General features: G+C 56.3%; 20 protein-coding genes. 12 read left to right on the top strand and 8 right to left on the bottom strand.

All coding sequences use genetic code 11. The annotated features are described in order from the left end of the window. Positions 1-17 precede the first annotated feature (17 nt). The 6 genes from K5Y33_RS11925 to K5Y33_RS11900 all read left to right on the top strand — a co-directional run bounded on the left by K5Y33_RS11925 (position 18) and on the right by K5Y33_RS11900 (position 5,633). Positions 18-914: an ABC transporter substrate-binding protein gene (locus K5Y33_RS11925; protein ID WP_222234049.1), complete on the top strand. Its 897-nt coding sequence runs from the start codon at positions 18-20 to the stop codon at positions 912-914. After that, on the top strand, positions 911-1,834 hold the full coding sequence (locus tag K5Y33_RS11920; RefSeq protein WP_110867192.1) for an amino acid ABC transporter permease: 924 nt from the start codon (positions 911-913) through the stop codon (positions 1,832-1,834). Before K5Y33_RS11925 ends, K5Y33_RS11920 begins: the two co-directional genes overlap by 4 nt. Further along, positions 1,827-2,588, top strand: a complete 762-nt coding sequence (locus K5Y33_RS11915) for an amino acid ABC transporter ATP-binding protein (RefSeq protein ID WP_137387006.1) — start codon at positions 1,827-1,829, stop codon at positions 2,586-2,588. The genes K5Y33_RS11920 and K5Y33_RS11915 overlap by 8 nt, the downstream gene beginning before the upstream one ends. 34 nt (positions 2,589-2,622) lie before the next feature. Beyond that, positions 2,623-4,908, top strand: coding sequence for a molybdopterin-dependent oxidoreductase (locus tag K5Y33_RS11910; RefSeq protein ID WP_222234048.1), 2,286 nt, complete (start codon positions 2,623-2,625; stop codon positions 4,906-4,908). Between the two features lie 87 nt (positions 4,909-4,995). After that, complete coding sequence (locus K5Y33_RS11905; RefSeq protein ID WP_110867195.1) at positions 4,996-5,268, top strand: antitoxin; 273 nt, start codon at positions 4,996-4,998, stop codon at positions 5,266-5,268. After that, positions 5,268-5,633: a type II toxin-antitoxin system PemK/MazF family toxin gene (locus K5Y33_RS11900; RefSeq protein WP_222234047.1), complete on the top strand. Its 366-nt coding sequence runs from the start codon at positions 5,268-5,270 to the stop codon at positions 5,631-5,633. Before K5Y33_RS11905 ends, K5Y33_RS11900 begins: the two co-directional genes overlap by 1 nt. Positions 5,634-5,731: 98 nt before the next feature. On the opposite strand, the gene K5Y33_RS11895 is transcribed toward K5Y33_RS11900, so the two are convergent. Then, positions 5,732-9,442, bottom strand: a complete 3,711-nt coding sequence (locus tag K5Y33_RS11895; RefSeq protein WP_222234046.1) for an FAD-dependent oxidoreductase — start codon at positions 9,440-9,442, stop codon at positions 5,732-5,734. Positions 9,443-9,771: 329 nt separating this feature from the next. Here K5Y33_RS11895 and K5Y33_RS23680 point away from each other — a divergent pair, with 329 nt between their 5' ends. Both K5Y33_RS23680 and K5Y33_RS11890 read left to right on the top strand, forming a co-directional pair. Continuing rightward, complete coding sequence (locus K5Y33_RS23680) at positions 9,772-9,894, top strand: hypothetical protein (RefSeq protein ID WP_255421536.1); 123 nt, start codon at positions 9,772-9,774, stop codon at positions 9,892-9,894. A gap of 114 nt (positions 9,895-10,008) precedes the next feature. Continuing rightward, positions 10,009-10,233: a hypothetical protein gene (locus tag K5Y33_RS11890; RefSeq protein ID WP_007890034.1), complete on the top strand. Its 225-nt coding sequence runs from the start codon at positions 10,009-10,011 to the stop codon at positions 10,231-10,233. Here the strand turns inward: K5Y33_RS11890 and K5Y33_RS11885 are convergent. From K5Y33_RS11885 to K5Y33_RS11875, 3 genes are read right to left on the bottom strand one after another with little or no spacing between them, the layout of a single operon-like run. Beyond that, complete coding sequence (locus K5Y33_RS11885; protein WP_222234045.1) at positions 10,230-11,543, bottom strand: MmgE/PrpD family protein; 1,314 nt, start codon at positions 11,541-11,543, stop codon at positions 10,230-10,232. The genes K5Y33_RS11890 and K5Y33_RS11885 overlap by 4 nt on opposite strands. Further along, positions 11,543-12,685 (bottom strand): amidohydrolase, encoded by a 1,143-nt coding sequence (locus tag K5Y33_RS11880; protein ID WP_210080228.1) that lies wholly within the window; start codon positions 12,683-12,685, stop codon positions 11,543-11,545. The genes K5Y33_RS11885 and K5Y33_RS11880 overlap by 1 nt, the downstream gene beginning before the upstream one ends. Then, entirely contained in the window at positions 12,682-13,227 is a 546-nt protein-coding gene (locus K5Y33_RS11875; protein ID WP_101761773.1) for a GNAT family N-acetyltransferase, read from the bottom strand. The genes K5Y33_RS11880 and K5Y33_RS11875 overlap by 4 nt, the downstream gene beginning before the upstream one ends. Before the next feature lie 334 nt (positions 13,228-13,561). Here K5Y33_RS11875 and K5Y33_RS11870 point away from each other — a divergent pair, with 334 nt between their 5' ends. The 3 genes from K5Y33_RS11870 to K5Y33_RS11860 are packed head-to-tail and all read left to right on the top strand — an operon-like array spanning position 13,562 to position 17,185. Further along, positions 13,562-14,632, top strand: coding sequence for an iron-containing alcohol dehydrogenase family protein (locus K5Y33_RS11870; RefSeq protein ID WP_101761352.1), 1,071 nt, complete (start codon positions 13,562-13,564; stop codon positions 14,630-14,632). A gap of 33 nt (positions 14,633-14,665) precedes the next feature. Then, the gene (locus tag K5Y33_RS11865) at positions 14,666-15,967 is read left to right on the top strand and encodes an LLM class flavin-dependent oxidoreductase (protein WP_101761353.1); all 1,302 of its coding nucleotides are present in this window, start codon (positions 14,666-14,668) and stop codon (positions 15,965-15,967) included. An 18-nt stretch (positions 15,968-15,985) separates the two neighbouring features. Further along, positions 15,986-17,185, top strand: coding sequence for an aminotransferase class I/II-fold pyridoxal phosphate-dependent enzyme (locus K5Y33_RS11860; RefSeq protein ID WP_222234044.1), 1,200 nt, complete (start codon positions 15,986-15,988; stop codon positions 17,183-17,185). 208 nt (positions 17,186-17,393) lie between these two features. On the opposite strand, the gene K5Y33_RS11855 is transcribed toward K5Y33_RS11860, so the two are convergent. Beyond that, positions 17,394-17,795 (bottom strand): H-NS family nucleoid-associated regulatory protein, encoded by a 402-nt coding sequence (locus K5Y33_RS11855; protein WP_101761355.1) that lies wholly within the window; start codon positions 17,793-17,795, stop codon positions 17,394-17,396. A gap of 528 nt (positions 17,796-18,323) precedes the next feature. Here K5Y33_RS11855 and fhuE point away from each other — a divergent pair. Further along, positions 18,324-20,519 (top strand): ferric-rhodotorulic acid/ferric-coprogen receptor FhuE, encoded by a 2,196-nt coding sequence (fhuE, locus tag K5Y33_RS11850; protein ID WP_217548030.1) that lies wholly within the window; start codon positions 18,324-18,326, stop codon positions 20,517-20,519. A 69-nt stretch (positions 20,520-20,588) separates the two neighbouring features. On the opposite strand, the gene K5Y33_RS11845 is transcribed toward fhuE, so the two are convergent. The 3 genes from K5Y33_RS11845 to K5Y33_RS11835 are packed head-to-tail and all read right to left on the bottom strand — an operon-like array spanning position 20,589 to position 23,555. Next, positions 20,589-21,707, bottom strand: a complete 1,119-nt coding sequence (locus K5Y33_RS11845) for a M20 family metallopeptidase (protein WP_222234043.1) — start codon at positions 21,705-21,707, stop codon at positions 20,589-20,591. Continuing rightward, entirely contained in the window at positions 21,707-22,462 is a 756-nt protein-coding gene (locus K5Y33_RS11840; protein WP_222234042.1) for a glutamine amidotransferase, read from the bottom strand. The genes K5Y33_RS11845 and K5Y33_RS11840 overlap by 1 nt, the downstream gene beginning before the upstream one ends. A 13-nt stretch (positions 22,463-22,475) precedes the next feature. Further along, positions 22,476-23,555 (bottom strand): phosphotriesterase, encoded by a 1,080-nt coding sequence (locus tag K5Y33_RS11835; RefSeq protein ID WP_101761359.1) that lies wholly within the window; start codon positions 23,553-23,555, stop codon positions 22,476-22,478. Positions 23,556-23,558: the final 3 nt, after the last annotated feature.

Here is a 23,558-nt window from a genome sequence, read left to right as displayed (position 1 = left end):
TCAGGAGAAAGGTTCCAGTGAAATTCGCCAAAGGCATGACTCTTCTTGCGCTCGCGCTGAGTGCACACACCGCGTTCGCCGCCGATGAAAACGTCCCAACTGACAGCTCAATCCACGTGAAGGCCGATCCTGCGCTGAAAAGCCTGCTGCCTGCGGATGTGGTGAAACGTGGCTACATTGTTGCCGGAACCAACCCCAACACCCCGCCAACCACCTTCTATAAAGAAGACAACAAAACGCTGGCCGGCCGTGAAATCGATATCATGAATGCCGTGGGCGAGCGTCTGGGAATCCAGGTTCAGTGGCGCGACACCGGCGGTTTCGACAACATCATTCCAGGCCTGAAAACCGGTCGTTACGATGTGGCGCTCTCCAATATCAACGCCACGCCAGCGCGTGCCAAAATCATCGACTTCGTGGGTTATTACGATGCCAGCCGCCTCGGCATTATCTCGCGTAAAGATGCCAACATCGCGCCATTCAAAGAGCTGGCCGATGTCTGTGGTAAAGAAGTGGGCGCCGGTTCCGGTACCACCCAGGTTACGCGTCTTGAAGACGCCAGCAAAGCCTGTGAAGCGGCGGGTAAAAAGCCAATCAAAGTCTCTGTCTTCCCGGATCGTCCAGCCGGCGTGCAGGCGGTGGTAAGCGGTCGCGTGCCAATGTTCCTCGGCCCGTATGAAGGTTTGCTGTGGCAGGTGAAGGTGATTAAACCGCTGACCATGAGCGGTGAGATCACCGTACATGACGCACCCGTTTCCGTCGCTTTCCCGAAAGATTCTGCGCTGGAGCCCGCCGTACAGGCCGCGCTTAACTCGCTGATCAAAGATGGCAGCTACAACAAGATCCTCGACAACTGGGGCATCGGCTTTGGTGCTGTTAAACAAGCCAAACGCAATCAGGAAATCTTTCAATGAGTGACATTCACGACCACACCGGCGATTTGAAAATCGTCGGCAAACGTTACTACGGACGCTGGCTGAGTGCGCTGGTCGTGTTGTTGTGCGTGGTGGCGATGGCGAACTCGATGATTAACAATCCACGCTTCGAATGGAGCGTGATTGCGGAGAACTTTACCGGCGAATCGATCCTGCAAGGCGTATTAATGACGCTGCAGCTTACCGCGATCTCTGTGGTGCTGGGTTTTGCCTTCGGTACGGTGCTGGCGCTGATGCGCCTCTCCTCCAATCCGGTGCTGGTGGGCGTGAGCTGGTTCTACACCTGGTTCTTCCGTGGTGTACCGATGTTGGTGCAACTGTTCCTGTGGTACAACATCGCGGCGCTTTATCCCACCATCGCTCTGTCGATTCCGGGCCTCGGCGAAATCTGGAGCACGCAATCGAACGCGCTGGTGAGCCCATTTAGTGCGGCAGTGATCGCGCTGGTGATGCACCAATCTGCCTATGCCGCCGAAATTGTGCGTGCGGGTATCCAAAGCGTCGGCAACGGCCAGCTGGAAGCCGCGCGTGCGCTCGGCTATCGCCCTTCGCAGATTTTCCGTCACACCGTGCTGCCGCAGGCGATGCGCGCCATCATGCCGCCCGCCGGCAACGAAATCATTGGTCAGCTGAAAACCACGGCGGTGGTCTCAGTGATCTCGCTGCAGGACGTGCTGTTCTCGGCGCAGATTATTTACCAGCGCACCTATGAAGTGATTCCGCTGCTGCTGGTGGCTACCTTGTGGTATCTGCTGATGACTTCGGTGCTGTCGGTGGGTCAGTTCTATGTGGAACGCTATTTTGGCCGTGGCGTTTCGCGCCGGGAAAAACGCAGCCTGTTGAAATCGTTGCCGGGCTTCTCAGCGCCAAAAGCAGAAAGGAGCGTCAGCAATGGGTGAAGCGATCGCCTTACGTAAAGTCACTAAGCGCTTCTCTGGCGTCACCATTCTGGATGAAGTAAATCTGGATATTCCCGCCGGTTCAGTCACGGTAATCCTTGGGCCGTCGGGTTCGGGGAAATCCACGCTGCTGCGCTGCATAAACCACCTGGAAAAACTGGATGGCGGCACCATTCGCATCGGCGGCGAGATCATCGGCTACAAGCAGAAAGGCCAGGCGCTGCACGAGTTAAGCAGCGGTGAAGTTGCGCGTCAGCGTGCCGAAATCGGCATGGTGTTCCAGCAATTCAACCTGTTCCCTCACCGTACCGTGTTGCAAAACATCGTTGATGCGCCGATGCGCGTCAAGAAGCAGAGTCGTCAGCAGGCGACCAGCAAAGCACTGTCGCTGCTGAAGCAAGTGGGTTTGTCTGGCCGCGAAGATGAGTGGCCGCAGAATCTCTCCGGAGGACAGCAGCAACGTGTGGCGATTGCCCGCGCGCTGGCGATGGATCCCGGCGTAATGCTGTTTGATGAACCCACTTCAGCGCTCGATCCCGAACTGGTTGGCGAAGTGCTGCAGGTGATCAAACAGCTGGCGCACTCCGGCATCACCATGGTGGTGGTGACGCATGAGATTGGTTTTGCGCGCGAGGTTGCTGACAACATTGTGTTTATGGAAAGCGGCAAAATCGTGGCGGCGGGGCCAACCCAGCAAGTGCTCGACGACCCGGAAAACGGGCGCGTAAGAAACTTTATTGCAACGGTGCTTTAGGCACCGTTTTTCTTTTTTGATGCCAGGAACAGTGATGACGCAAAAACCGGTAATGCACAGCGCCCATTGGGGCGCTTTTCATGCCCAGCAACAGGGCGATCGGCTCACCATCGAACCGTTCAAGGGCGATCCCGATCCCAGCCCGCTGCTGCAAAATTTCCACACTGCGTTAAACCATCCGGCGCGCGTATCCCGTCCGATGGTGCGCCGTGGCTGGCTGGAGAACGGCCCGGGCGCGGACGATCGTCGTGGCAACGATGAGTACGTCGCGGTGAGCTGGGATGAAGCTTACGCGCTGGTCACGCGCGAACTGCAACGCGTCGGCGATAAGTACGGCCCGGAAGGCATCTTCGGCGGCTCTTACGGCTGGTCAAGCGCGGGGCGCTTCCACCACGCGCAAAGTCAGGTGCATCGCTTCCTCAACACCACGCTCGGCGGCTACGTGCGTTCAGTCAACAGCTACAGTTCCGGCTCCGCGTCGGTGTTGCTGCCGCATATCGTCGGCGACATGAATGAAATTGCCCGTCGCGGCGTCAGTTGGGAAGAGATCGCCCAGCACAGCGACATCGTGTTGGCATTTGGCGGTTTGGCGCTGAAAAACTCGCAGGTCGCCAGCGGCGGTTTGAGCGAACACACCGAGCGCGGCTTTATGCAGCAGGCGGCTGAGCGCGGCACTCGCTTTATCTCGGTCAGCCCGCTGCAAAGCGATCTCCCTGAAGAAGCGCAGGGCGAATGGCTGGCGCTGCGTCCGGGCACTGACGCGGCCTTCATCCTCGGCGTGTTATCGGTATTGATCGCTGAACAGCTGACCGATGAGGCTTTCCTCGCGCGCTACACCGTGGGCTGGCCAGAAATGGCGGCCTACATTCGTGGCGAAGAGGATGGCACGCCGCGCGATGCGGCGTGGGCAGCAGAAATTTGCGGCGTGAGTGCTGCGTTCATCAGCGATTTTGCTCGCCAGCTGCAAGGCAAACGCGTGCTGGTGACGGTGGCGCATGCCTTGCAGCGCGCCGAAAACGGCGAACAGCCGGTGTGGCTGGGATTGGTGCTGGCGGCCGCACTTGGTCAGCCGGGCTTGCCGGGCGGCGGCTACACCTATGCGCTGGGTGCGCTGGGCCATTACGGTAAGCATCACAATCTGGTGAGTTTTCCGGCGCTACCGCAGGGTAAAAACGGTATCGATCGTCTGATTCCGGTGGCGCGTATCTCCGATATGCTGCTCAATCCCGGCAAGCCGTTTGATTACAATGGCCGCCGTTTAACCTATCCGCACATCCGTCTGGCATATTGGGCCGGCGGCAATCCGTTCCATCATCATCAGGATCTCGCGCGCTTGCGTCAGGCTTTTTGTCAGCTGGATACGCTGATCGTGCATGAGATCGCCTGGACCGCCAGCGCGCGCCATGCCGATATCGTTTTGCCCGCCACCATGACGCTGGAGCGCGAAGACATTGGCGGCGCACCCACCGATCGCCACTTGTTTGCCATGCAACCGGTGGCGCAACCGTTCGGTGAAGCCAAAGATGATTACGCGATTTTCACCGAGCTGGCGCGCCGTTTAGGCCGCGAAGAGGCCTTCACCGAAGGGCGCGATACGCGCGGCTGGTTGCAGCATCATTACGCCCAGCTGCAGCAAAAGCTGGCGGCGCATCAGGTTGAGATCCCCGACTTCGAGAAGTTTTGGCAACAAGGCGTGCTGGAGTTGCCGCAGCTGAAAGACGGCGGCCGTATGATCAACGCGTTCCGCGCCAACCCGGAAGCGTCGCCGCTGCCGACGCCGAGCGGGAAAATTGAAATTTTCTCTGCCACCATCGCCAGCTTTAACTACGAAAACTGTCCGGGACATCCGGTGTGGCGTGAACCGCAGCAGAAACCGAATCCCGATCATCCGTTTTGGTTGATCGCCAATCAGCCGGCGACGCGTTTGCACAGCCAGCTCGATTTTGGTGATTACAGCCTGAGCGGCAAACGCCATGGCCGCGAAGTGTGCAGTTTGCATCCGGCGGATGCGGCGGGGTCAGGCATTAATGATGGCGATATTATCGAGCTCTACAACGCGCGCGGCCACGTGCTCGCCAGTGCGCGTCTCACCGAAACCATCATGCGCGGCGTGGTGCAGTTGCCGACCGGCGCCTGGTACGATCCGGTCGATCCTACCGCGCTGCGTCCGCTGTGCCGTCACGGTAATCCCAATGTGTTGACGCTAGATATCGGCACGTCTTCATTGGCACAAGGTTGCAGCGGACAAATCACCGTCGTGCAGGTGCGTAAATATCGCGGCGAAGTGACGCCGGTACAGGCGTTTATTCCACCTGCCTAAAAGCAGACGCATCTCAATAAATCAAAGTGTGACTTTGTCTCACCGAGTGATAGACTCAGTGTGACAAAGTTACACTTTGGAGGATGTATGGCTTTAACCAAACTGCGTCAGCAAGGCGGAGCCGTTGTGCTAACGATTCCCAGTGACATCGCGACCAAAGCGGGTTGGCATGTGGGGATTGAGCTAGATGTCACTGCAACTGACGAGTCAATCAACATCAAACCTGTTAACCGGCTCGCACGCGGCAGGAAAACGATGGACCAACTGTTAGCTGGCATTGATCAGGAAGAGATTCGCCAGTTTAATGAAGCCGTCAGCGACGATTTGCAGGATAAACCGCAGGGCAAGGAGGCTATCTGATGATATCGCGCAGAGTTCCGCAGTTAGGTGAAATCTGGCACGTCAACGGTGATCCCGTTGAAGGCAGGGAGTTTAAAGGGCCGCATTATTATCTGGTGATTTCACGGCGGGAACTCGTCGCTGCTTTAGGGACAGCGGTTTGCATTCCGGTAACCAGCGGTGGCGGCGCATCACGCTCGAGGGCTGTTGCGGTGTATCTGGATGGCAGCAGCACGGATACCGGCAGCGTAACTGGCGTAGCGTTGTGCTACCAACTTCGTTCTCTTGACCTGACCGCGCGGAAGGCAAGTTTCGCCGCGAAAGTTGAATCGCACGTCATGGATGAAATCCTGTCGATGGTAGTGGATTTGATTGATCCGCGTTAAAAAGCTGAATGCGCACCCTACGAAAATCACGATGACAATCGTAGGGACGCCATTCATGAATGCCGCCCCGTTCACCCTAACTGACTAGCTTTTTCATCTCACGCCGTGGTTTTCCGGTTATGGGTCAAATCTTTCACCGTTTCCGCTGCACGTTTACCGGCAAGGAACGCGTGGTCCGAGTTGTAATATTCCCACTCGCTGTAGCGCCCGGAAAGATGGATGCCTTGCGTCGCCAGCCAGCTACGAATCAGCGTGACGTTGGCGGTGCGTTGATGGTCGTACACCACATAAGCGTACGGCATATCCACTTCGCTGGCGGTAACGATCTCATCATCGGCATTGATGATGCCGACCCGAATACAATCCGCAATGCAGCGTTCAATCAACGCATCGCCTTCGCAAGGAAGCGGCTGATCGTCGCGATAGGTCATTTCGCAGGTCAGGCCAAAACCGCCTTCTGGATTGCAGTGCGGGCTGGCGTTGCCCTGTAAAAAGATGCGGTGGAACAGCGTGTTGCCGGGATAGTAAATCCAGTGTTTGTCGCTGATATTGGCGCGGCCAATGCCCAGATTGACGCAGCGCACCGAGATATGACGCAGTTGCTTCGCCGCTTTCTGCACCGCTTCCGGTGCAAAATTACCCATCAATCGCACCAGCTCAGGCAGCGGCAAGGTGCTGATCATCTGGTCATAATGGAACTGTCGGCCATCACTCAACAGCACGCGCCGTTGCAGCGGCTGGATCTCGCTGACGCCCGCTTCCATCTCCAGCGTACACTTCAGATGTGGCAGAAATCCTTCCATCAGCGCCTGAAAACCGCCGCGCAGCGGATAGCCAAAGCGCGCATTGGGGCCGACCGGTTTATCCAGCGGCGCCAGCGCGCCGGAGATGATCTGCTCCAAATCGGGCAGCGGCACGCGTCCGCCGAGCCATGAGGTTTCCATATTCACCAGCGGGGTTTTCCACAGTTTCTGGTTATACGGCAGGGCGAAATGGCGGGCGATGCCTTTGCCCCAGGTACGGAAAATAAAGCTTTCGAAATCTTCGCTCTCCGGCTGACAAACCAGGCTTTCACCATCCGGGATGGCGCCATCGGCGCAGCAATCACGCCGCGCCTCGGTGGCCACCGCCTGTAAAGCGGGAGGCGACGCATAGCGCGCTTCAATCGCGCCTAACACACACTCGCCAATCACTTCGGCAGGCAAACCATGCAGCGCCGACTGAAACGGATAGCGGGTGTAAACATCATGGCTGTAAACCCAGGCTTCACGCGTTTGCCAGTGCTGATTGTCGCCCAGCAGGATATCGTACAGGCGCAACACGTAAGGATCGTTGGAGAACATAATGTGGCCGGCGTGATCGAAGGTGAATCCCTGATCCTCGACCGAACGGCACCAGCCGCCCACGGTGGCATTTTTCTCCAGCACCACTGCGCCCGCGCCGTAGTGATAACCGGCGCTCAACCCCGTTGGCCCGGCCCCCAAAATCAAGCACGCAACGGTATTGTGCGCCAGCGCGGGCGGAGGGGCGGCGGCTATTTCGGGATGGGAAATCTGACGTTGGGTCAGCGCCACGATATGCGCCTGCATCTCATCGACAGTGCGATCCCACGAGGTTTCCGCAACGCGTGTCGCCATGTTTTTCGCTAGCTGATAGCGGGTTTCCACCGGCATGCTGAGCGCCGCTTCACAGGCCTGAACAAAGCTCTGATGCGAGTCGGCGATGCTCACCACGTCGGCATAGTGTCGCGCCACATCGGCAATCGCGGTGCTGACAATCGGCAGTTGCGCTGCCATGTACTCCAGCACTTTGGTAGGACTGATAAAGCGCGTCGAAGCATTGAGCGCGAACGGCATCAGGCAAAGATCCCAGCCGGCGAGAAAGTGCGGCAAGGCGGCGTACGGTTGCTGGCCGAACCAGTGCAGATTGCTGCGCTGGGGCAGGCTGGCGGCATCAATTTTCACCACCGGACCGACCATCACGATCTGCCAGTCGGGATGCGCATCGGCCAGCGCGGCAATCAGCGTCAAATCGAGGCGTTCATCAATTACGCCGTAATAGCCGAGGCGCGGTTTTGGCAGGTTTTCCTGCAGCGGATGACTGTTAGTGCGGTCCAGCGCCTGTTCGAAATGTCCCGCATCGACGCTGCTTGGGCAGCAGAAAACCTGCGGATGGCGATGTTTCTTCGCTTCATACAGGCTGGTGCCGCCGGTGAACACCAAATCGGCGCGGCTCAACAGCGCCGATTCACGCTGCTGAAGCTGGCGCGGCGCCTGGTTAAAGGCGGAGAGTTCATCCATGCAGTCATAGATAATCGCGCTCGGTGTAAAGCAGGCCAGCAGCGGCAGCGCCATCGGCGTATAAAACCACACCATCGGCGTTTCATCGTCAGCAAGCAGTTCAGCCAGCAGCGGTTGCAGCACGGCGATTTGGCTATCGTGAAAGCCAGGCGCGGCCACATCGGTATGCGGTTCGATCACCGTTACGTTTGGTGCGGGCTGATATTGGCGTAACGCGGCTTCACCGGGCTGATAAATCGGCTCTTCGATAAACACAATGCGGTGGAATTGGGCAAGGCGCGACAATAGATGCTGTGGACGTTGAAAGACAAATCCCCAACGTAAATGACTGAATACCACTAATACGGATTGTTTCATGACGCTTTCCTCTGGCCTGCTGGCCGCGGTGATAAGACCCTGAAAACGGGCTAATAATCGTTGTGATTGCTGTAATGACGCGGCATAAACCGGGTTCAGCAGACGCTTTTTGTGAGGATCGACATCCCACAATCCGCTGCGTGGCCAGTGTTCGAGATCTTCCCAAAGTGGGCGATCGATAATCGGATAAAGACAGATGCCGCGGATATCACAGCCGTTCAGCTGTGCCTGCGCGACATCTGCGGTTACTTGTGAAATCCAGGCGGCGCGTCCGCTGCCGACGTGGCTGGTTTCCGCCAGCAAAATGGGCCGTTGGTAACGCTCAGTTAACTGCGCCAGCAGCGGATGCAGCGGCACGCGGCGCGCATCGCCCAGATGCCATTCCAGTCGGCAGCCGGACCCGGTGAGCCACTGATTGCCGTGGTAATAATTGGCGCCAACCACATCGAGATAGTGCGGTTTGCCGCCGAGTTCCGGCTCGCGCAAACCGGCGATCATGTCCCACGCCTGATATTGCGAAGCGTTGATATCGCGGGTGCGCTGCCGACACGCATCGCTGTCTTCATCCGGCACCACGTGAATAATCGGGTCGCAGTGCAGGAAACGCGCACGCGGATCTGCAAGGCGAATGGCGGCGCAACCCGCCAGCGTGGCGCGAATCAATTGACGTTTAATCTCATCGGGATCGGTATGGGCATTATTACCAAACAGGCCGACAGAAATTCCCCACGCCAAAAACGAGATTTCATTCATCGGCGAATAAATGGGTGCGTCTTCATAATATTCCGCGAGGAAGCCCGCCATGCGCTGACAAAAAGCGGCGAAGCGCGGCACAAATTCGCTGGAAAATAAGGTTAAGTCATCCGGCCAGCCGTAATGGCAAAAGGTCCAGTTAATTTGCACGCCAAAGGAGCGCGCCGAATTCATGCGTTTTTTTAAACTTTCGAGCGTGGTTTGCGGTTCCATTTCCGCCAGTCGCCAGCCAATACTTTCGCGGGCGGAGGTAATGCCAAACTGCTGCAGCGCGGCGTAATCGTTATGGTATTGCGATAAATGGTCGGTCAACGCATTCATTGAAAGCCGCTCGCCGAAGGGATTGATATGATCCGCTCCCTCATAACCGGCTTGCCAAAAGCTGGAAAATGGCGACATGATGTTCCCCCGGAATAACATTCAGGAAATAGCAATAAATAAAAGAAGTTAATCGTGTTATAGGGGCGCCATTTAAGGCAACCAGGGAAATCGACTGTTGAACCTAATTCAAATTATAACCACGCTTTGGCTTAGCGCAAATGGCTGAGCTGAAAAGAAAATAAGCCCAGCGTGAGTTTTGCTTATTTAAGTGAAGCGGTGCAAAGAAATGAAGATATTATTGTTGCGCGATTTCTTACGCTTAACTCACATAATGAAAAGAAGGGCGATGTTTAATTTATTTCATTACTACACTTTAATTAACCCAATTCGGGTTTACGGAGGTACGTATGTCAGAACGTCCAGATGATGATGTAATTCCACTGCCAGGTGATGATGAAACATTACCTGACGAAGATGATGATTTACCCCGCGATACTGAATTCCCTGAAGATCAGCAACCTAAAATCTGAAAATCGGTCGAGCCGCCGCTGGCGGCTCACTATTTAGAGTGCACTCTGCTGTAATTCCCCCATAATACCTCTCCAGGATTCATTTATTTTTTTAACACTTAAGGGAGAGATACGATGGTCAACGACTATTTCACACAGCCACCGATTGGCGTCACGGTTGAGCAGCATAAACGCACCGTTGCGGTTGCGGCGGCATTAGCGGTGGCAAAAGAGTCAGTTAGCGCCTCAACCTCTGCCAGCGGATCAAAGGCATCGTGGGATTTGCAGGCGGTTGCCAATGAGATCGCAAATCTGGCCGATGCCATTCAGGATGCGCTGGAGCCGGTCGAAACGCTTTAAGCGAGCAGCTGGGTTAACTGCGCCAGATGCGTGCTGTTAGCCAACTCGCTGCTGTTCAGCAGTTGTTGCTGACGTAGCGGAGATTCCTGCTGCAGTGCCGCGCGCAGCTTGCCTGCGACATCCACCGCATCGGCCAGCGATTGCTGACGTGTGCGGTGATGCTGCAACTGCAAGCCATCGCGTAGCGTAATCGTCACCAGATGAAAACGCAGCGCCGGGTTAATTGCATCCGGTGGCGCACCTTCATCTGGCGTACGACGCACCTTTGCTGCCAGCGGCATCACCTCTTGATTCAACTCGCCTTCGGCAAAATCCTGCAAACGCAAATCGCCATACATCAGCATCGCGGCGATCACATATTCCAGACTGAAACGCGCTTCGATGCCGTTGGTTGGAACGCGCACCGATGCCGCAATATCACCGCCCGGCGGAAACGCCACGCTAATTTCGCTAATGTTTTCCAGCAAACTTTCCAGTGATTTACCGCTCGCCAGCCATTGATTGCGCAAGATGCGCGTGGCTTCGGCGGCGCTGTGCGTACCGGCGCAGGTGGGGAAGGGTTTGAATTCCAACCCAGGCGCGACGATGCGCCACGGCTGCGCCCAATGCTCAATCAGTTTTTCCGGCTGCGCCTGGCCATTGCTGGTGGCGGAGATGAAAGCGTCAATCACGCCGTCCTGCTTGCCTTCAAAGCCTGCCAGCGTCAGCTGTGCGGCGCTCACCGCGCGTTCAGCTGCAAACCCGGCATGCAGCGGCTTTACCGCCGAACCAAACTGCGCGCGTAAGCCGCTGGCCTGCGTGATGGCGATGCCGAGCAGCGTTGCGGTGGCAGCCACATCTAACGCTAGCAAACGCGCCAGCGCGGCGGCAGCGGCAACTGTGCCAAGCGTCGCGGTATTGTGATGACCTAAAGCGTAATGCTGCTGGCTGACGGCAAGGCCTAAACGTCCGGCAACCTCCACGCCAACCGCATAGGCATCAAGAAACTGATCCAGCTCAGAGGGCTGCAACTGCTGCCAGGCAAAGAGCGCAGGCAGAATCACCACGCTGGGATGCCCGCGAAAATCCGCATGGAAATCATCGTAATCCAGCGCGTGGCTGGCATACCCGAGCAGCAGCGCGTTGGATCGCGCGCTGCCGTCGCCATATACGCTGCGCAGCGCCGGTAATCCGCTGTCTGGCACCTGACCTTGCAGTACCGGCCAGCTGACGGCGAGGAAATCACGCACCCCTTCGCGTGCCGCATTACGTGCGGCGGCGTCCGGTTGGCTGTGAACAATGCGCTCAGCCAGCGCGGCAGTGAGGCTCATCAGCTCACGCTCTTCAGCGCTGCGACCGCCAGATTGGCGAGATAGCGCGACGTCGGCAGCAGCACATCATCATTGATGCGAAACGCCGGATGGTGCAGCGCGTAAGGCTCGCCGGTGCCAATCATCATAAACGCGCCCGGCAGCTGTTGCTGATAGAACGCGAAGTCTTCGCCGATTGGGCTGGCTTCCACCACGCGCGCCTCAAAGCCGCTGGCGCTGGCCTGCTGCAAGGCAAAATCCGCCCAATGCGCATCATTTACCACCGATGGCGGACCCGCGTGCCAGTTGAATTTCACCTCGGCGGCGAAAGCGGCGCCGATACCTTGCACGATTTCACGGAAGCGCTGCTCCAGACGTTCGCGCGTTTCCTGCGAGAAGGAGCGCACCGTGCCTTCCAGCCAGGCGCTATCAGGAATCACGTTCCAGGTGCTGCCGCTGTGAATCTGGGTAATCGAGACCACCGCGTTATCGCCGGATGGGGCATTGCGGCTAATCAACGTTTGTGCGGCCGAGACAATTTGCGCGGCAATCACAATCGGATCGTTACCCTGATGCGGTTTGGCGGCGTGGCTACCCATGCCGGTGATGCTGATATCAAAGCGATCGACCGCGGCGGTGAGCGGACCGGCTTTGCTGCCAATCACGCCAGGCGGCAGAGACGGATCGTTGTGAATGCCGAAGATTGCCACCGCATCATCCAGCGCGCCGGTCGCGATCACATCGGGCGCGCCCTGGCCGGTCTCTTCAGCGGCCTGGAACAGAATACGCACGCGACCTGGCAGGGTATCTTCCTGCTGTTTGAGCAGAATCGCTGCCCCCAGCGCCGCCGAACTGTGAAAGTCGTGGCCGCAGGCGTGCATCACGCCGGGACGTTCAGATCGGAAGCTCACATCTGACTGCTCTTCAATCGGCAGCGCGTCAATATCGGAGCGTAACACCATCAATGGGCCACTTTCCGCCCCAATTTCCGCCACTAAACCGGTTTTGAGCGGGAGATCCAGCACGCGAATCTGGTGTTGCTCTAATTGCTGACGAATTCGTGCGGTGGTTTCAAACTCTTGATTGGAGAGCTCGGGAAAACGGTGCAGTTCATGGCGGAAAGCGATCAGCTGTTCGCCTAAGGTGTCGAGAGATTGGCTCATGCTTTTACTCCTTGTTGTGCCGCCTGGCGTGTTAACCACGCATCGTGGGCGCTTTCATCCAGTACTTTCTTCATATATTGCGTGATATGCCCTTTGCCGAGATCGGTGGTGTGCATCAGCTGGAAACCGCGCTTTTTGTACATCTCGATCAGCCACGGATGGCTAGTGGCGGTGCCGAGCGACACCGCAGGCGCGCGTAACTGGCCCAGCAAGATCTCCTGCTCGAGACGATCCTGCACCTGACGACCAAATTGCTGGCCGGGATAATCGGGATGCGCGCCAAACCAGCCGATATGCGGCAGGCCAAACGGGCCGGGCAGCGGTCCCCACGGATAGCGTACGGTAACGGATGAGACCATCACATCATCGGCATACAGGGCATAAACACCGTGGCTCTGCAGATGACGCAGTGTCTTGGCAAGGTCGGCGGTGGCGGCATCAAATTTAATGCCGAGCGCCAGCGTGGGTGCATACGCGGCATGCATCAGCGCCTGATAGGTTTCCACCTCGTCTTCTCTGACCTGACGAAATTCAAGTGACATAGACATCCCCGGGAAAAAACCGCCATCAGGCGGAGAATCAAAAAACAGGCACCTTCCATAGCGGCGCGATTCATCGCGCAATAAATTGCGCCGCTATGGAAGGTGCTCGTCTGTTATAAGGGTTCAGATTACCAGCAAAGCCATTCCCTGCTATATGTGAAAAATAACTAAGCTAATGCGAATTTGTGAAAATGAAATCGCCCCTTTTGCATTGCTTAAATCGTTATTTACCGTAGTATGCAGAAAATACATAGCGCTATAACTATTCTGTATTAACCCTCTGAAATATCTTAATTTAATCCGTTATAGCCTTATTCTTAATCAGGGTGACGCCGTGTTAGCGATCAAATCTCCGCGTGCATATGCACATGAATCCGGTTTGCGTGCGCGCGCCGGTGAATTTATCAAACCTTACGCTTCCCATATTCGCGTCTTTACTTCCCCCCGCGCCTGGCAGGCCGTTAATCCGGAATTAACCCAGAGCCTTGAAGCCAATGATATTCGCTGGGAAATAGAGTATCTGACCGGTGAATGCACCGATGCCGCGATTGAAACCCTGAAGCACAATGTCGAGCGGCAGGGCGCTGAACTGCTGTTTGCGATCGGCGGCGGGCGCGTGCTGGATGCGGCAAAAGCGGTGGGTAGCCAGCTGCCCGATCTCAAGGTGATCAACTTCGCCACGGTTGCCGCGACTTGCGCTGCCTGGTCGCCGGTGGCGATTGTTTACAACGAGCAGGGCGGCCATGTGCGCAGCCAGCCGCTGGGCAAAATGCCGGATTTGGTACTGGTCGATAGCGAGATTATCGCGCGCAGCGACGTGCGTTACCTGAAGGCCGGCATCGTTGATGCGCTGGCAAAATATTATGAGTTCTATCCGTATCAGCGTAACAATCCCAACGATCTGGCGCTGGATCTCAAAGTGATGACCGCCAAACGCGCGCTGGATCTTTATCGCGAGCTGGGCCCGGCGGCGGTAGCCGCTAACCAGCAACAGCAGGTCACGCCGGAGCTGGTGAAAATCATCGATGCCAATATCGTGTTGGCCGGATTAGCCAACAGCGTGCGCGATGTGCTGCCGACGCCAGGTTTTGCTCACGCCATTCACAATCGTCTGACGCATCAGCCGGAACTGCATCAATGGCTGCACGGTGAAAAAGTGGGTTACAGCCTGCTGGTGCAATCGCTGATTGAGCATGACGGCGTGCCGGATGCCGATCTGCTGACGCTGCTGCGTGCGTACGACATGCCGCTGACCTTAGCGCCGTTAACCGGTGACCGCGCGGCGACGATTCGCACCATCGCAGAACAGATTAAATTTCCGGCGGCCAGCGCCGAACGTCTGCCATTCCGCATCTCTGCCGATGCGCTGGAACAGGCGCTGCTGGCGACCGAGAACACGTTTTAAATCGCACCACTTTTTATTGACCAGGACAAATTAATGGCTAACTCAAAACAACAACGCCGCATCCGTTTAGGCCTTTTCGTGCAGCCGGTAGGACAACACGTCAGCGGCTGGCGTCTGACGGAAAAGCTCGGCGATCCAACTGACATCGACTGGCTGATCACCATCGCCAAAAAAGCCGAAGCCGGTAAATTCGATCTGTTCTTCGTAGGCGATGCGCTGGCCACCAGCATGTATCGTTTGCCCTCGACCATGGCGCGCCTTGAGCCGCTGACCATGCTGTCGGCGCTGGCGGTGAATACCAAACGCATCGGTCTGGCGGCAACGGCGTCCACCACCTTTAGCGATCCGTTCACCATGGCGCGCAGCTTCTCTTCGCTGGATCACATCAGCCGTGGTCGCGCGGCATGGAACGTGGTGACCTCGTTCTCTACCGATGTAGCGCGTAACTTTAGCCGCAACGATATGCCAAACCATGCCGAGCGTTATGCGCGTGCGCGCGAATTCCTCGAAGTGGCTGACAAGCTGTGGGCCGGTTGGGAAGAGGGCGCGGTGCAGCCGAACAAAGAGACCGGTGCGTACTTTGTTGATGAAAAAATCCAGCCGATTAACCATGAAGGCGAGCACTTCCAGGTGCAGGGTCCGCTGAATATCACCCGTTCGCCGCAGGGTCGTCCAGTGATCATCGAAGCCGGTTCCTCCGCCGATGGTCAGAAACTGGCGGCGGAAACCGCGGAAGTGATCTTCACCGCGGCTGCCAGCCTCGAAGAAGCACAAACCTTCTACCGTTCGCAGAAAGATCAGGTCATTGCCGCTGGTCGTAATCCGGATCATGTGGTGATTATGCCGGGCGTGATGCCGATTGTGGGCCGCACGCGTGAAGAGGCCAAAGCACTGTGGAAAGAGCTCAACACGCTGGTGGACATCGAAAACGGTCTGCGTCAGCTGTCGCTGCGTTTCAGCATGGATCTCAGCCAGTTCCCGCTGGATGGTCCGGTGCCAGAAGTGCCTCTGGGCGAGGGCAACCAGAGCCGCGTTAAACTGATGACCGATATGGCGAAGCGCGAAAATCTGACGCTGCGCGAGCTGGCGGCGGTGGCTGCTGGTTCACGCGGACATCGCGTGATTGTCGGTACCGCCGAAGATATCGCTGACGATTTCGAGCTGTGGATGAACGAGGGCGGCGCGGATGGTTTCAATATCATGCCGGCGATCATGTCCGAGCAGCTGGATCTGTTTGTTGAGCTGGTGATCCCTGAACTGCGCCGTCGCGGCCTGTTCCGTGACGATTACGAGTTCGCCACGCTGCGTGAAAACCTCGGCTTGCCGGTGGTCTAACCCATTCAGGAGCTCAACATGGTCACCTTATCAAAGCGTGTGCAGTCCGTGTCGCTCTCTGCTAATGCGGCGGCGCGTCAACTGACGCGCCAGCTGAAAGAGCAGGGCGTGGATATTCTCGATCTCACCACCGGTGAGCCAGATTTTGATACGCCCGCGCATATTCGCCAGGCGGCGGTGGCGGCAATGGAAGCCGGTGAAACGCGCTACACGCCGACCAACGGCACCACGCCGCTGCGCAAAGCGGTGCTGGCTAAGCTGAAAAATGAAAATCAGCTCGATTATGAGCTGGCGCAAATTTGCATCGCCAACGGTGCCAAGCAGATTATCTTCAACGCCTTTGCCGCCACGCTGAATGAAGGCGATGAGGTGATTGTGCCAGTGCCGTACTGGCCGACGTTTCCGGATAGCGTGCGTTTCAACGGCGGCGAAGCGGTGCTGCTGGCGTGTCCGCTGGAGCAGGAATACAAGTTGCAGCCGCAACAGCTGGCGCAGGCGATCACTGCTAAAACCCGCTGGCTGGTGCTGAACAATCCCGGCAATCCTTCTGGCATGGTGTACAGCGCAGATGAGCTGACCGCGCTGGCGACGGTGCTGCGCGATCATCCTGATGTGCTGATCATGCTGGATGAACTCTACGAGCATATTCTGTTTGATGGCCGTGAACATATTAGCCTGCTGCACGTTGCGCCGGATTTAGCCGACCGTATTCTGCTGGTGGGCGGCGTGTCGAAAACCTACGCCATGACCGGCTGGCGCATCGGTTTCGGTGCCGGGCCTAAAGCTTTGACTGACGCGATGGTGGTGGTGCAGTCGCAAAACAGCTCCGGTGCCAGCGCGATCAGTCAGGCCGCAGCGGTGGCGGCGTATAACGGTGGACTCGACTTCCTGCCGCCGCAACGCAAGTCTTATCAGGATCGCCGCGATGCGATTATGGCGCTGTTAAAGCCGGTGCAGGAAATTGACGTGCTTAATCCTGATGGCGCGTTCTTTATTTTCTGTCGCTGCGCCGGTTTATTAGGTAAAACGCGTCCCGATGGTCAGAAGATCGAAAGCGAGCAGGATGTGATGAATTATCTGCTGGAAAGCGGTGTCTCTGGCGTGGCGGGCAGCGCGTACGGATTATCACCTTATTTCCGTTTGTCGATTGCCACCGACATTGAAACGGTGCGTGAAGCGGGCCGCAGAATTGCGCAGGCCTGTGCGGTTCTGAAATAAGCTTATTAGTAAAAGACGTCAGATATTTCCGGGGGATTATCTGACTTAACGGCAAGTATGATGCGCAATCCGGTATCGCTTGCCAGGATTATGTTTACGACGTTTTAAAAGCGTATATCAAACAGATTAACGCGCAGAAGTAATAACAAAAAAACGCAGCACTTGTGCTGCGTTTTTACTGTTCATACGCTGTACAGCAAGTCACCGATTAAATCAGGAAATCATCCATTGAACCGCCAGCTTCCAGTGCGGCTTTAATCGGTGACGGCGTACGGCCCTGGCCGGTCCACAATTTCTCGTTCCCCTGTTCGTCGATGAATTTATACTTCGCGGGGCGCGGAGCACGTTTCGACTTAGGCTTGCTTTCCTGGGTAGTTAATTGCGCCAGGTCACTAATATCAATGCCGTCTTTCAACAACATCTCTTTATACAGCGCCAGCTTTTCTTCTTTTTCGCGCTGAGCTGCAGTTTCTGCTTCCGCTTCTTCACGGCGCTCTGCGACGACCACGGCGAATTTTTCCAGCATCTCTTCTAATGCTGCGACGTCAATATTACGCGCCTCGGCACGCAGCGTACGAAGATTGTTCAATGCTTTAAGTGCATCGCTCATGTATTAATCCTTATTACTTATTTGACTGGTGTAAAGGGAGGTATTCTACGAGATTTTTTGCCAAATTAAAATAATCAAACGTGGGCAGAATTGTCTGTAAAATATCCGGGTGATCAGAGATTCCTTTATATTCCGTGACGCTTTATCGAGCTATTTGGCTTATTCACGTGACGCGGGAGAGTAAGGAGAATAATAGTGGGTGATTTAATATGCGTGTGTATGCGGTGCGTGTGAAGGTCGCCATAAATGGTTACCGTACACATAAGAATCTGTTCAATTTCACATAGTTGCCGAAAGCCACGCCATGAACCTTCCTGAAAATAACGTAAGTCAACTATTACTCGTTGAAGAATAAGGCTTTTCACCAAGTGTAAAAGTGTCAGTAAACTGGTAACAATTTCTTGCATTGGAAATCTTAATGCGTATATTTCTCATTTGCTTTCTTAACGGCTTCCTTACTGTTGTTCCTCTTTCCGACGTCAGCAGCGGTGCCGCAAAAAAATAACGATAAGTTGATTGAGGAATCGTATGTCTTTCAGTGATTTGCGCGTCAGGAAACCCGGCAGTGCGCCTCAGCGTGCGTTACGTCTCTCTTTACTGGCTGTGATGGTTGCGTCGGGTATCGCGCAGGCAGCAGAGACCACCAACACCGAACAGACGCTGAACGTGGATGCCAGCGCTAACGCCGATCAGCAACAGCAGGCGGCACAGGATTACAGCGTACCAGTAACGCGTGCCGGCACCAAAATGGCGCTCACCGCGCGCGATATTCCGCAATCGGTTTCGATCGTCAGCAAGCAGCGTATGCAAGACCAACAGCTGCAATCGCTGAACGATGTGCTGAAGAACACCACCGGTATCCACGGCGTCTCTTCCGATATGGACCGCACCAACTACTATTCGCGCGGTTTCCTGATCGACAACTATATGGTCGACGGTATTCCAACTGCCTTCGCCTCACGCTGGAACCTTGGCGATGCGCAGAGCGACATGGCGCTGTATGAGCGCGTCGAAGTGGTGCGCGGTGCCACCGGCTTGCTGACTGGCCCAGGCAATCCTTCTGCCTCCATCAACATGGTGCGCAAGCACGCCGATAGCAAAGAGTTCACCGGTGATGTTTCCGCCAGCTACGGCAGCTGGAACAAGCAGCGTTACGTTGCCGATCTCTCTGCACCGCTGTCGCCTGAAGGGAACGTACGTGGTCGGCTAGTTGCGGGCTATGAAGACAAAAACAGCTTTATCGAACGCTACGGCGCAGACAAAAAGTTCGTTTATGGCGTGGTTGACGCTGATCTGACCGACTCCACCAAATTGTCGGTTGGTTACGAATTTACCCAGGTAAACACCGATTCGCCAATGTGGAGCGGTTCGCCGCGCTGGTATACCGACGGTTCTCAGATCAAAGCGCGTCGTGGTTACAACACCGCGCCAGACTGGGCTTACAACAACAAAGAAAACAAAAAGGTCTTTGTTAACCTGCAGCAAAACTTCGATAACGGCTGGAACATCACGCTTAACGGCACGCATAACGAAATGTTCCTCGACAGCAAACAGCTGTATATCGATGGCTTCTTTGATAAAACCACCGGCGCGGGCTCTTCCTCTTACGCCGGCTATCCGGTTATCGGCGGCACCGGCTATAACACCGGCAAACGTAAAGTGGATGCGGTGGATGCCTTCGCCAGCGGCCCATACGAATTGTTGGGACGTCAGCATGAGCTGATGATTGGCGTTAACTACAGTCGTCAGGACAACAAGTACTACAGCTCGTGGGAGAACATCTCATCAGCAGAGCTGGGTAACTTCAATAACTACAACGGCGATTTCCCGGAATCTAACTGGGATCCGCGCGAACCGGCTTCAGATACACAGCTGGTACGTCAGAAATCTGCTTATCTGGCAACACGCATCTCGCTGGCCGATCCGCTGCATGTGATTCTGGGCGCGCGTTATACCAACTGGAATCGTCAGACGCTGAGCGAAGAGATGGAGAAGAACAACATCACGCCGTACGGTGGTGTGATTTGGGACTTCTACGACAACTGGTCGGCGTATGCCAGCTACACCTCGGTATTCCAGCCGCAGGATTATCAGGATGCCTCGGGCGGATTCCTGGCGCCGGTGATTGGCAAGAACTACGAAGCGGGCGTGAAATCAGACTGGTTTAACAGCCGCCTGACCACCTCGATCTCCGTATTCCGCACTGAACTGGATAACGTTGGCGAAGCGACCGGACAAACCAACCCGGAAACGGGCAATGCCATTTATGTGGGTAAAAGTGGCGTAGTGAGCCGTGGCGTGGAGTTTGAAGTCAACGGTGCGGTAACCGATAACTGGCAGATGACCTTCGGCGGTACCAGTTATGTGGCGGAAGATCGCGAAGGCGAAAACTACAATTCTCAGCTGCCACGCACCTCATTCAACCTCTTCACCAGCTATCGCTTGCCGATGCTGGATCAGTTGACCCTGGGTGGTGGCGTGACCTGGCAGTCGAAAACCTACGGCGACATTGGCGGTCCAGACGGCGAAGGCACCTGGCGCGCACGACAGGGCAGCTACTCGGTGGTCGATTTGTTCGCACGCTACGACGTCACCAAAAACGTCTCACTGCAGGCGAACATTAACAACCTGTTCGACAAAGAGTACGACACCAACGTCAGCAACGGCGGCATCGTGTACGGCGATCCACGTAATTTCTCTGTCTCGGCGAGCTATCGTTTCTGATAAAGATGCTGGGTGCGCAGGACTGTGTACCCAGCAATTCCCGGCGGTCGCCATTCATGGCGACCGATATTAACCCTTCATCCACTCCGCAATAATCTGCCCATACAACTGCTCGGCTTCCCCCAGCTTACTCACCAGACAATACTCATCGGTTTGATGCGCCATCTTCGGTTCGCCCGGACCTAAAATAATGCACGGCGGATCACCCAGCGCGGGCAACAGCAACGATGCATCGGTAAAGTAGGGCACCACGCGCGCTTGCAACGGCTGCTCGAAAAACGCCTGACAGTGACGGTAGATCGACTGAATCCACAGATTCTCTTCGGAACTCAACACCGCAGGCAGATCGACCAAAGTGGTGATGTGCACTGCTTCGCCCATTAATTCGCCTAACCGCTGGCGAATAGCGGCGTGTTGCAGGTTTGGCGCGCTGCGGATATCAACATCAAACGCCGTGCGATCCGGCACCGAGTTAATATTCAGGCCGCCCTGAATGCGGCCAACGTTCAGCGTCGGTTGCTTCATTAAAGGATGCGGCGCGCCCGGCGAGAAGTGGCGGATTTTGCCTAACGCATCGGCAGCGAGATAGATGGCGTTAATGCCTAATTCCGGCATCGCACCGTGCGCGGTTTTGCCACGCGTCTCGCAGCGCAGCCACAGCGCGCCTTTGTGACCAATTACCGGATAGTTGGCGGTGGGTTCACCAACGATCAATGCGCCAATCTCTGGCAACGTTCCGGCCGCAATCAGCGCCTGCGCGCCATCGCAGCCGGTCTCTTCACCGCCGGTAATCAGCAACACCACGCCGCGCCCGGCGCGAATCGCCGGTTGCTGCTTGATGCAGGCGTGGGCAAAAGCGGCGATGGCCGCTTTCATGTCACTCGAACCGCGCCCATAAAGCCGATCGTCCGCAATTTCCGAACCAAAAGGATCGTGCTGCCACGGCTGATTGCCGAGCGGCACGGTGTCGAGATGTCCGGTAAACGCCAGCGGTTTGCCCGCAGCGGAGCCGCGCATCTGCGCCACCAGATTGCTGCGACCTTCGCCAAACGACGATAGCTGCACCTCAAAACCCTGATCGCTGAGCCACGCGGCAAAAAACGCCATGCAGGAAGCTTCGTTGCCCGGTGGATTAATGGTGTCGAAGCCGAGCAGTTGCTGAGCAAGTGCCAGTGAAGCGGGCTGCATCAGGCGCGCTCCGTCAGCCAGTCGAAGCAGTTAATCCACAGCTGGCGATAGCCGGGCCATTGGGTAAACTCTTCCGGCAGCCAGTGCGCCGACATATCGCTGGTCCACACCAGCGAACGGCCTTGCTGATATTCCCGCACCGCTAATAAAGGATGCGCTGTTCCGGCGACGGTCGCCAGCAGCGTGCCTTCGGGCTGCATCTCCACCTCGTTGTAGCCCAGCATCCACGGCCATTCGCCGGAGATGTTATCGAGCAGCGCATGTGATTGCGTCATCTCCAGCGTAGAACCTTCCGGCGTTTCAATGCGGTCATCCCAGGCGAGGCAGCGCACCGGCAACACCTTTTCCACCAGCGTATTGCGGAATCGCGCGCCGCCGTTGATGCCCTGAAAACTGAAGTAGCCGCCGATCATCATCAGGCTGCCGCCAGCGGCGACGTAATCGTGGATCAATGCCAGGCGATTGGCGGTACGACGGCTTTTCAGCCAGGTATCGGGATGCAGCAGCAGCGTATTGGCACCAATATCCGAAAGAATTATCACATCCCACTTTTGCAGCCCTTCGAGCGTCAGCGGGAAATCGGTGGCGGCGGCATGCGCTGGCATGTGGGTAATGGCGTAATCGCTATCCTTCAGCGCCGCGATAAAATCGCTGGCACCGCTGTGCCAGGTGGCGGTGGAGAACTGGTCAAAGCCTTTGATGTGGTTCGAGGTGCTGGTCCAGGATTCGCCCACCAGCAAGACTTGTTTCTGCATGATATTTTCCCTTTTACCCGCCAAATACGCGCTGCGGGTTAGCAATCATTAAGGTTTCGAGTTGTTCGCCGCTAACGCCGTGACGTTTCAGACGCGGGACAAAATGTTTGAGGATGTAGCCATAACCGTGGCCGCCAAAGCGCGTCAGCATGGTTTTCAGGAACACATCCTGCGACAGCAAAATCTGCTGAATGTAGCCGTCATCAATCAATTCGCAGATGGCGCGCGCGTTCTCTTCATCGGAAGGCGATTGCGCGGATTCATCAGCGTAGTAATAGCTCATGCCGATCATGTCGTATTCGAGGAACACGCCGCGGTCGGCCAGTTCACGCTGATAGGTCTTATCGGCAAAGCTGGGATTCATATGGCACAGTACGGTGTGACGCAGATCGGCACCTTCCTGCTGCAGAATATCCAGCACTTTATGACCTAAACGCTCCCAACCCGGCAGATGCACCTGAATCGGCACGCCGGTTGCCGCACTGGCGCGTCCGGCGGCACGCAGCGATTTCTCTTCATCGGCGGTAAAGCGGCTGGAGATGCCGATCTCGCCGATCAATCCGGCGATCACCTCGGGTTTCTCCGCTGCGCCGCCAAGGTCAAAAATCAGCTTCTCGGTGAGTTGCTCAACGCTGATGCTCTTCACCCATTCCGGATGCGACGGCTCCAGATACAAGCCGGTGCCCATCACGATGTTGAGTCCGGTTAAGCGCGCGATGCGTTGCAGCCCTTTGGGATCGCGGCCAATGCCGATGTTGGTAGGATCGACGATGGTTTCGCCGCCCAGCGCGCGATACTTCATCAGCTCGTCAATCGCCATATCGACATCAAACAGCTGGCAGTTATCGCGGCTCATCAGCGGGTTCATGTTGAGTTCGCCGAGGTTCTCCATTTTCACCGGCATCTCAGCGATATGACGATCGCTGCAACAGCAGGGCGGCACCCACTTGCCGGATGCATCCAACAGAATGTGTTCATGCATCAAGGTAACGCCCATCTCGGCCAGCGGCAGCGGCCCTAAAACCGTCATCACATGTCCGCTGCTCACGCCGAGCGGTAACGGATCCGCATGGCGAAAAATCGATCCTTTCATGAG

This window comes from Pantoea sp. DY-17 (assembly GCF_019795975.1).
Taxonomy (GTDB): domain Bacteria; phylum Pseudomonadota; class Gammaproteobacteria; order Enterobacterales; family Enterobacteriaceae; genus Pantoea; species Pantoea leporis.
Note: the sequence above shows the minus strand (reverse complement) of the source record. Positions and strands in the feature narration are given on the sequence as shown.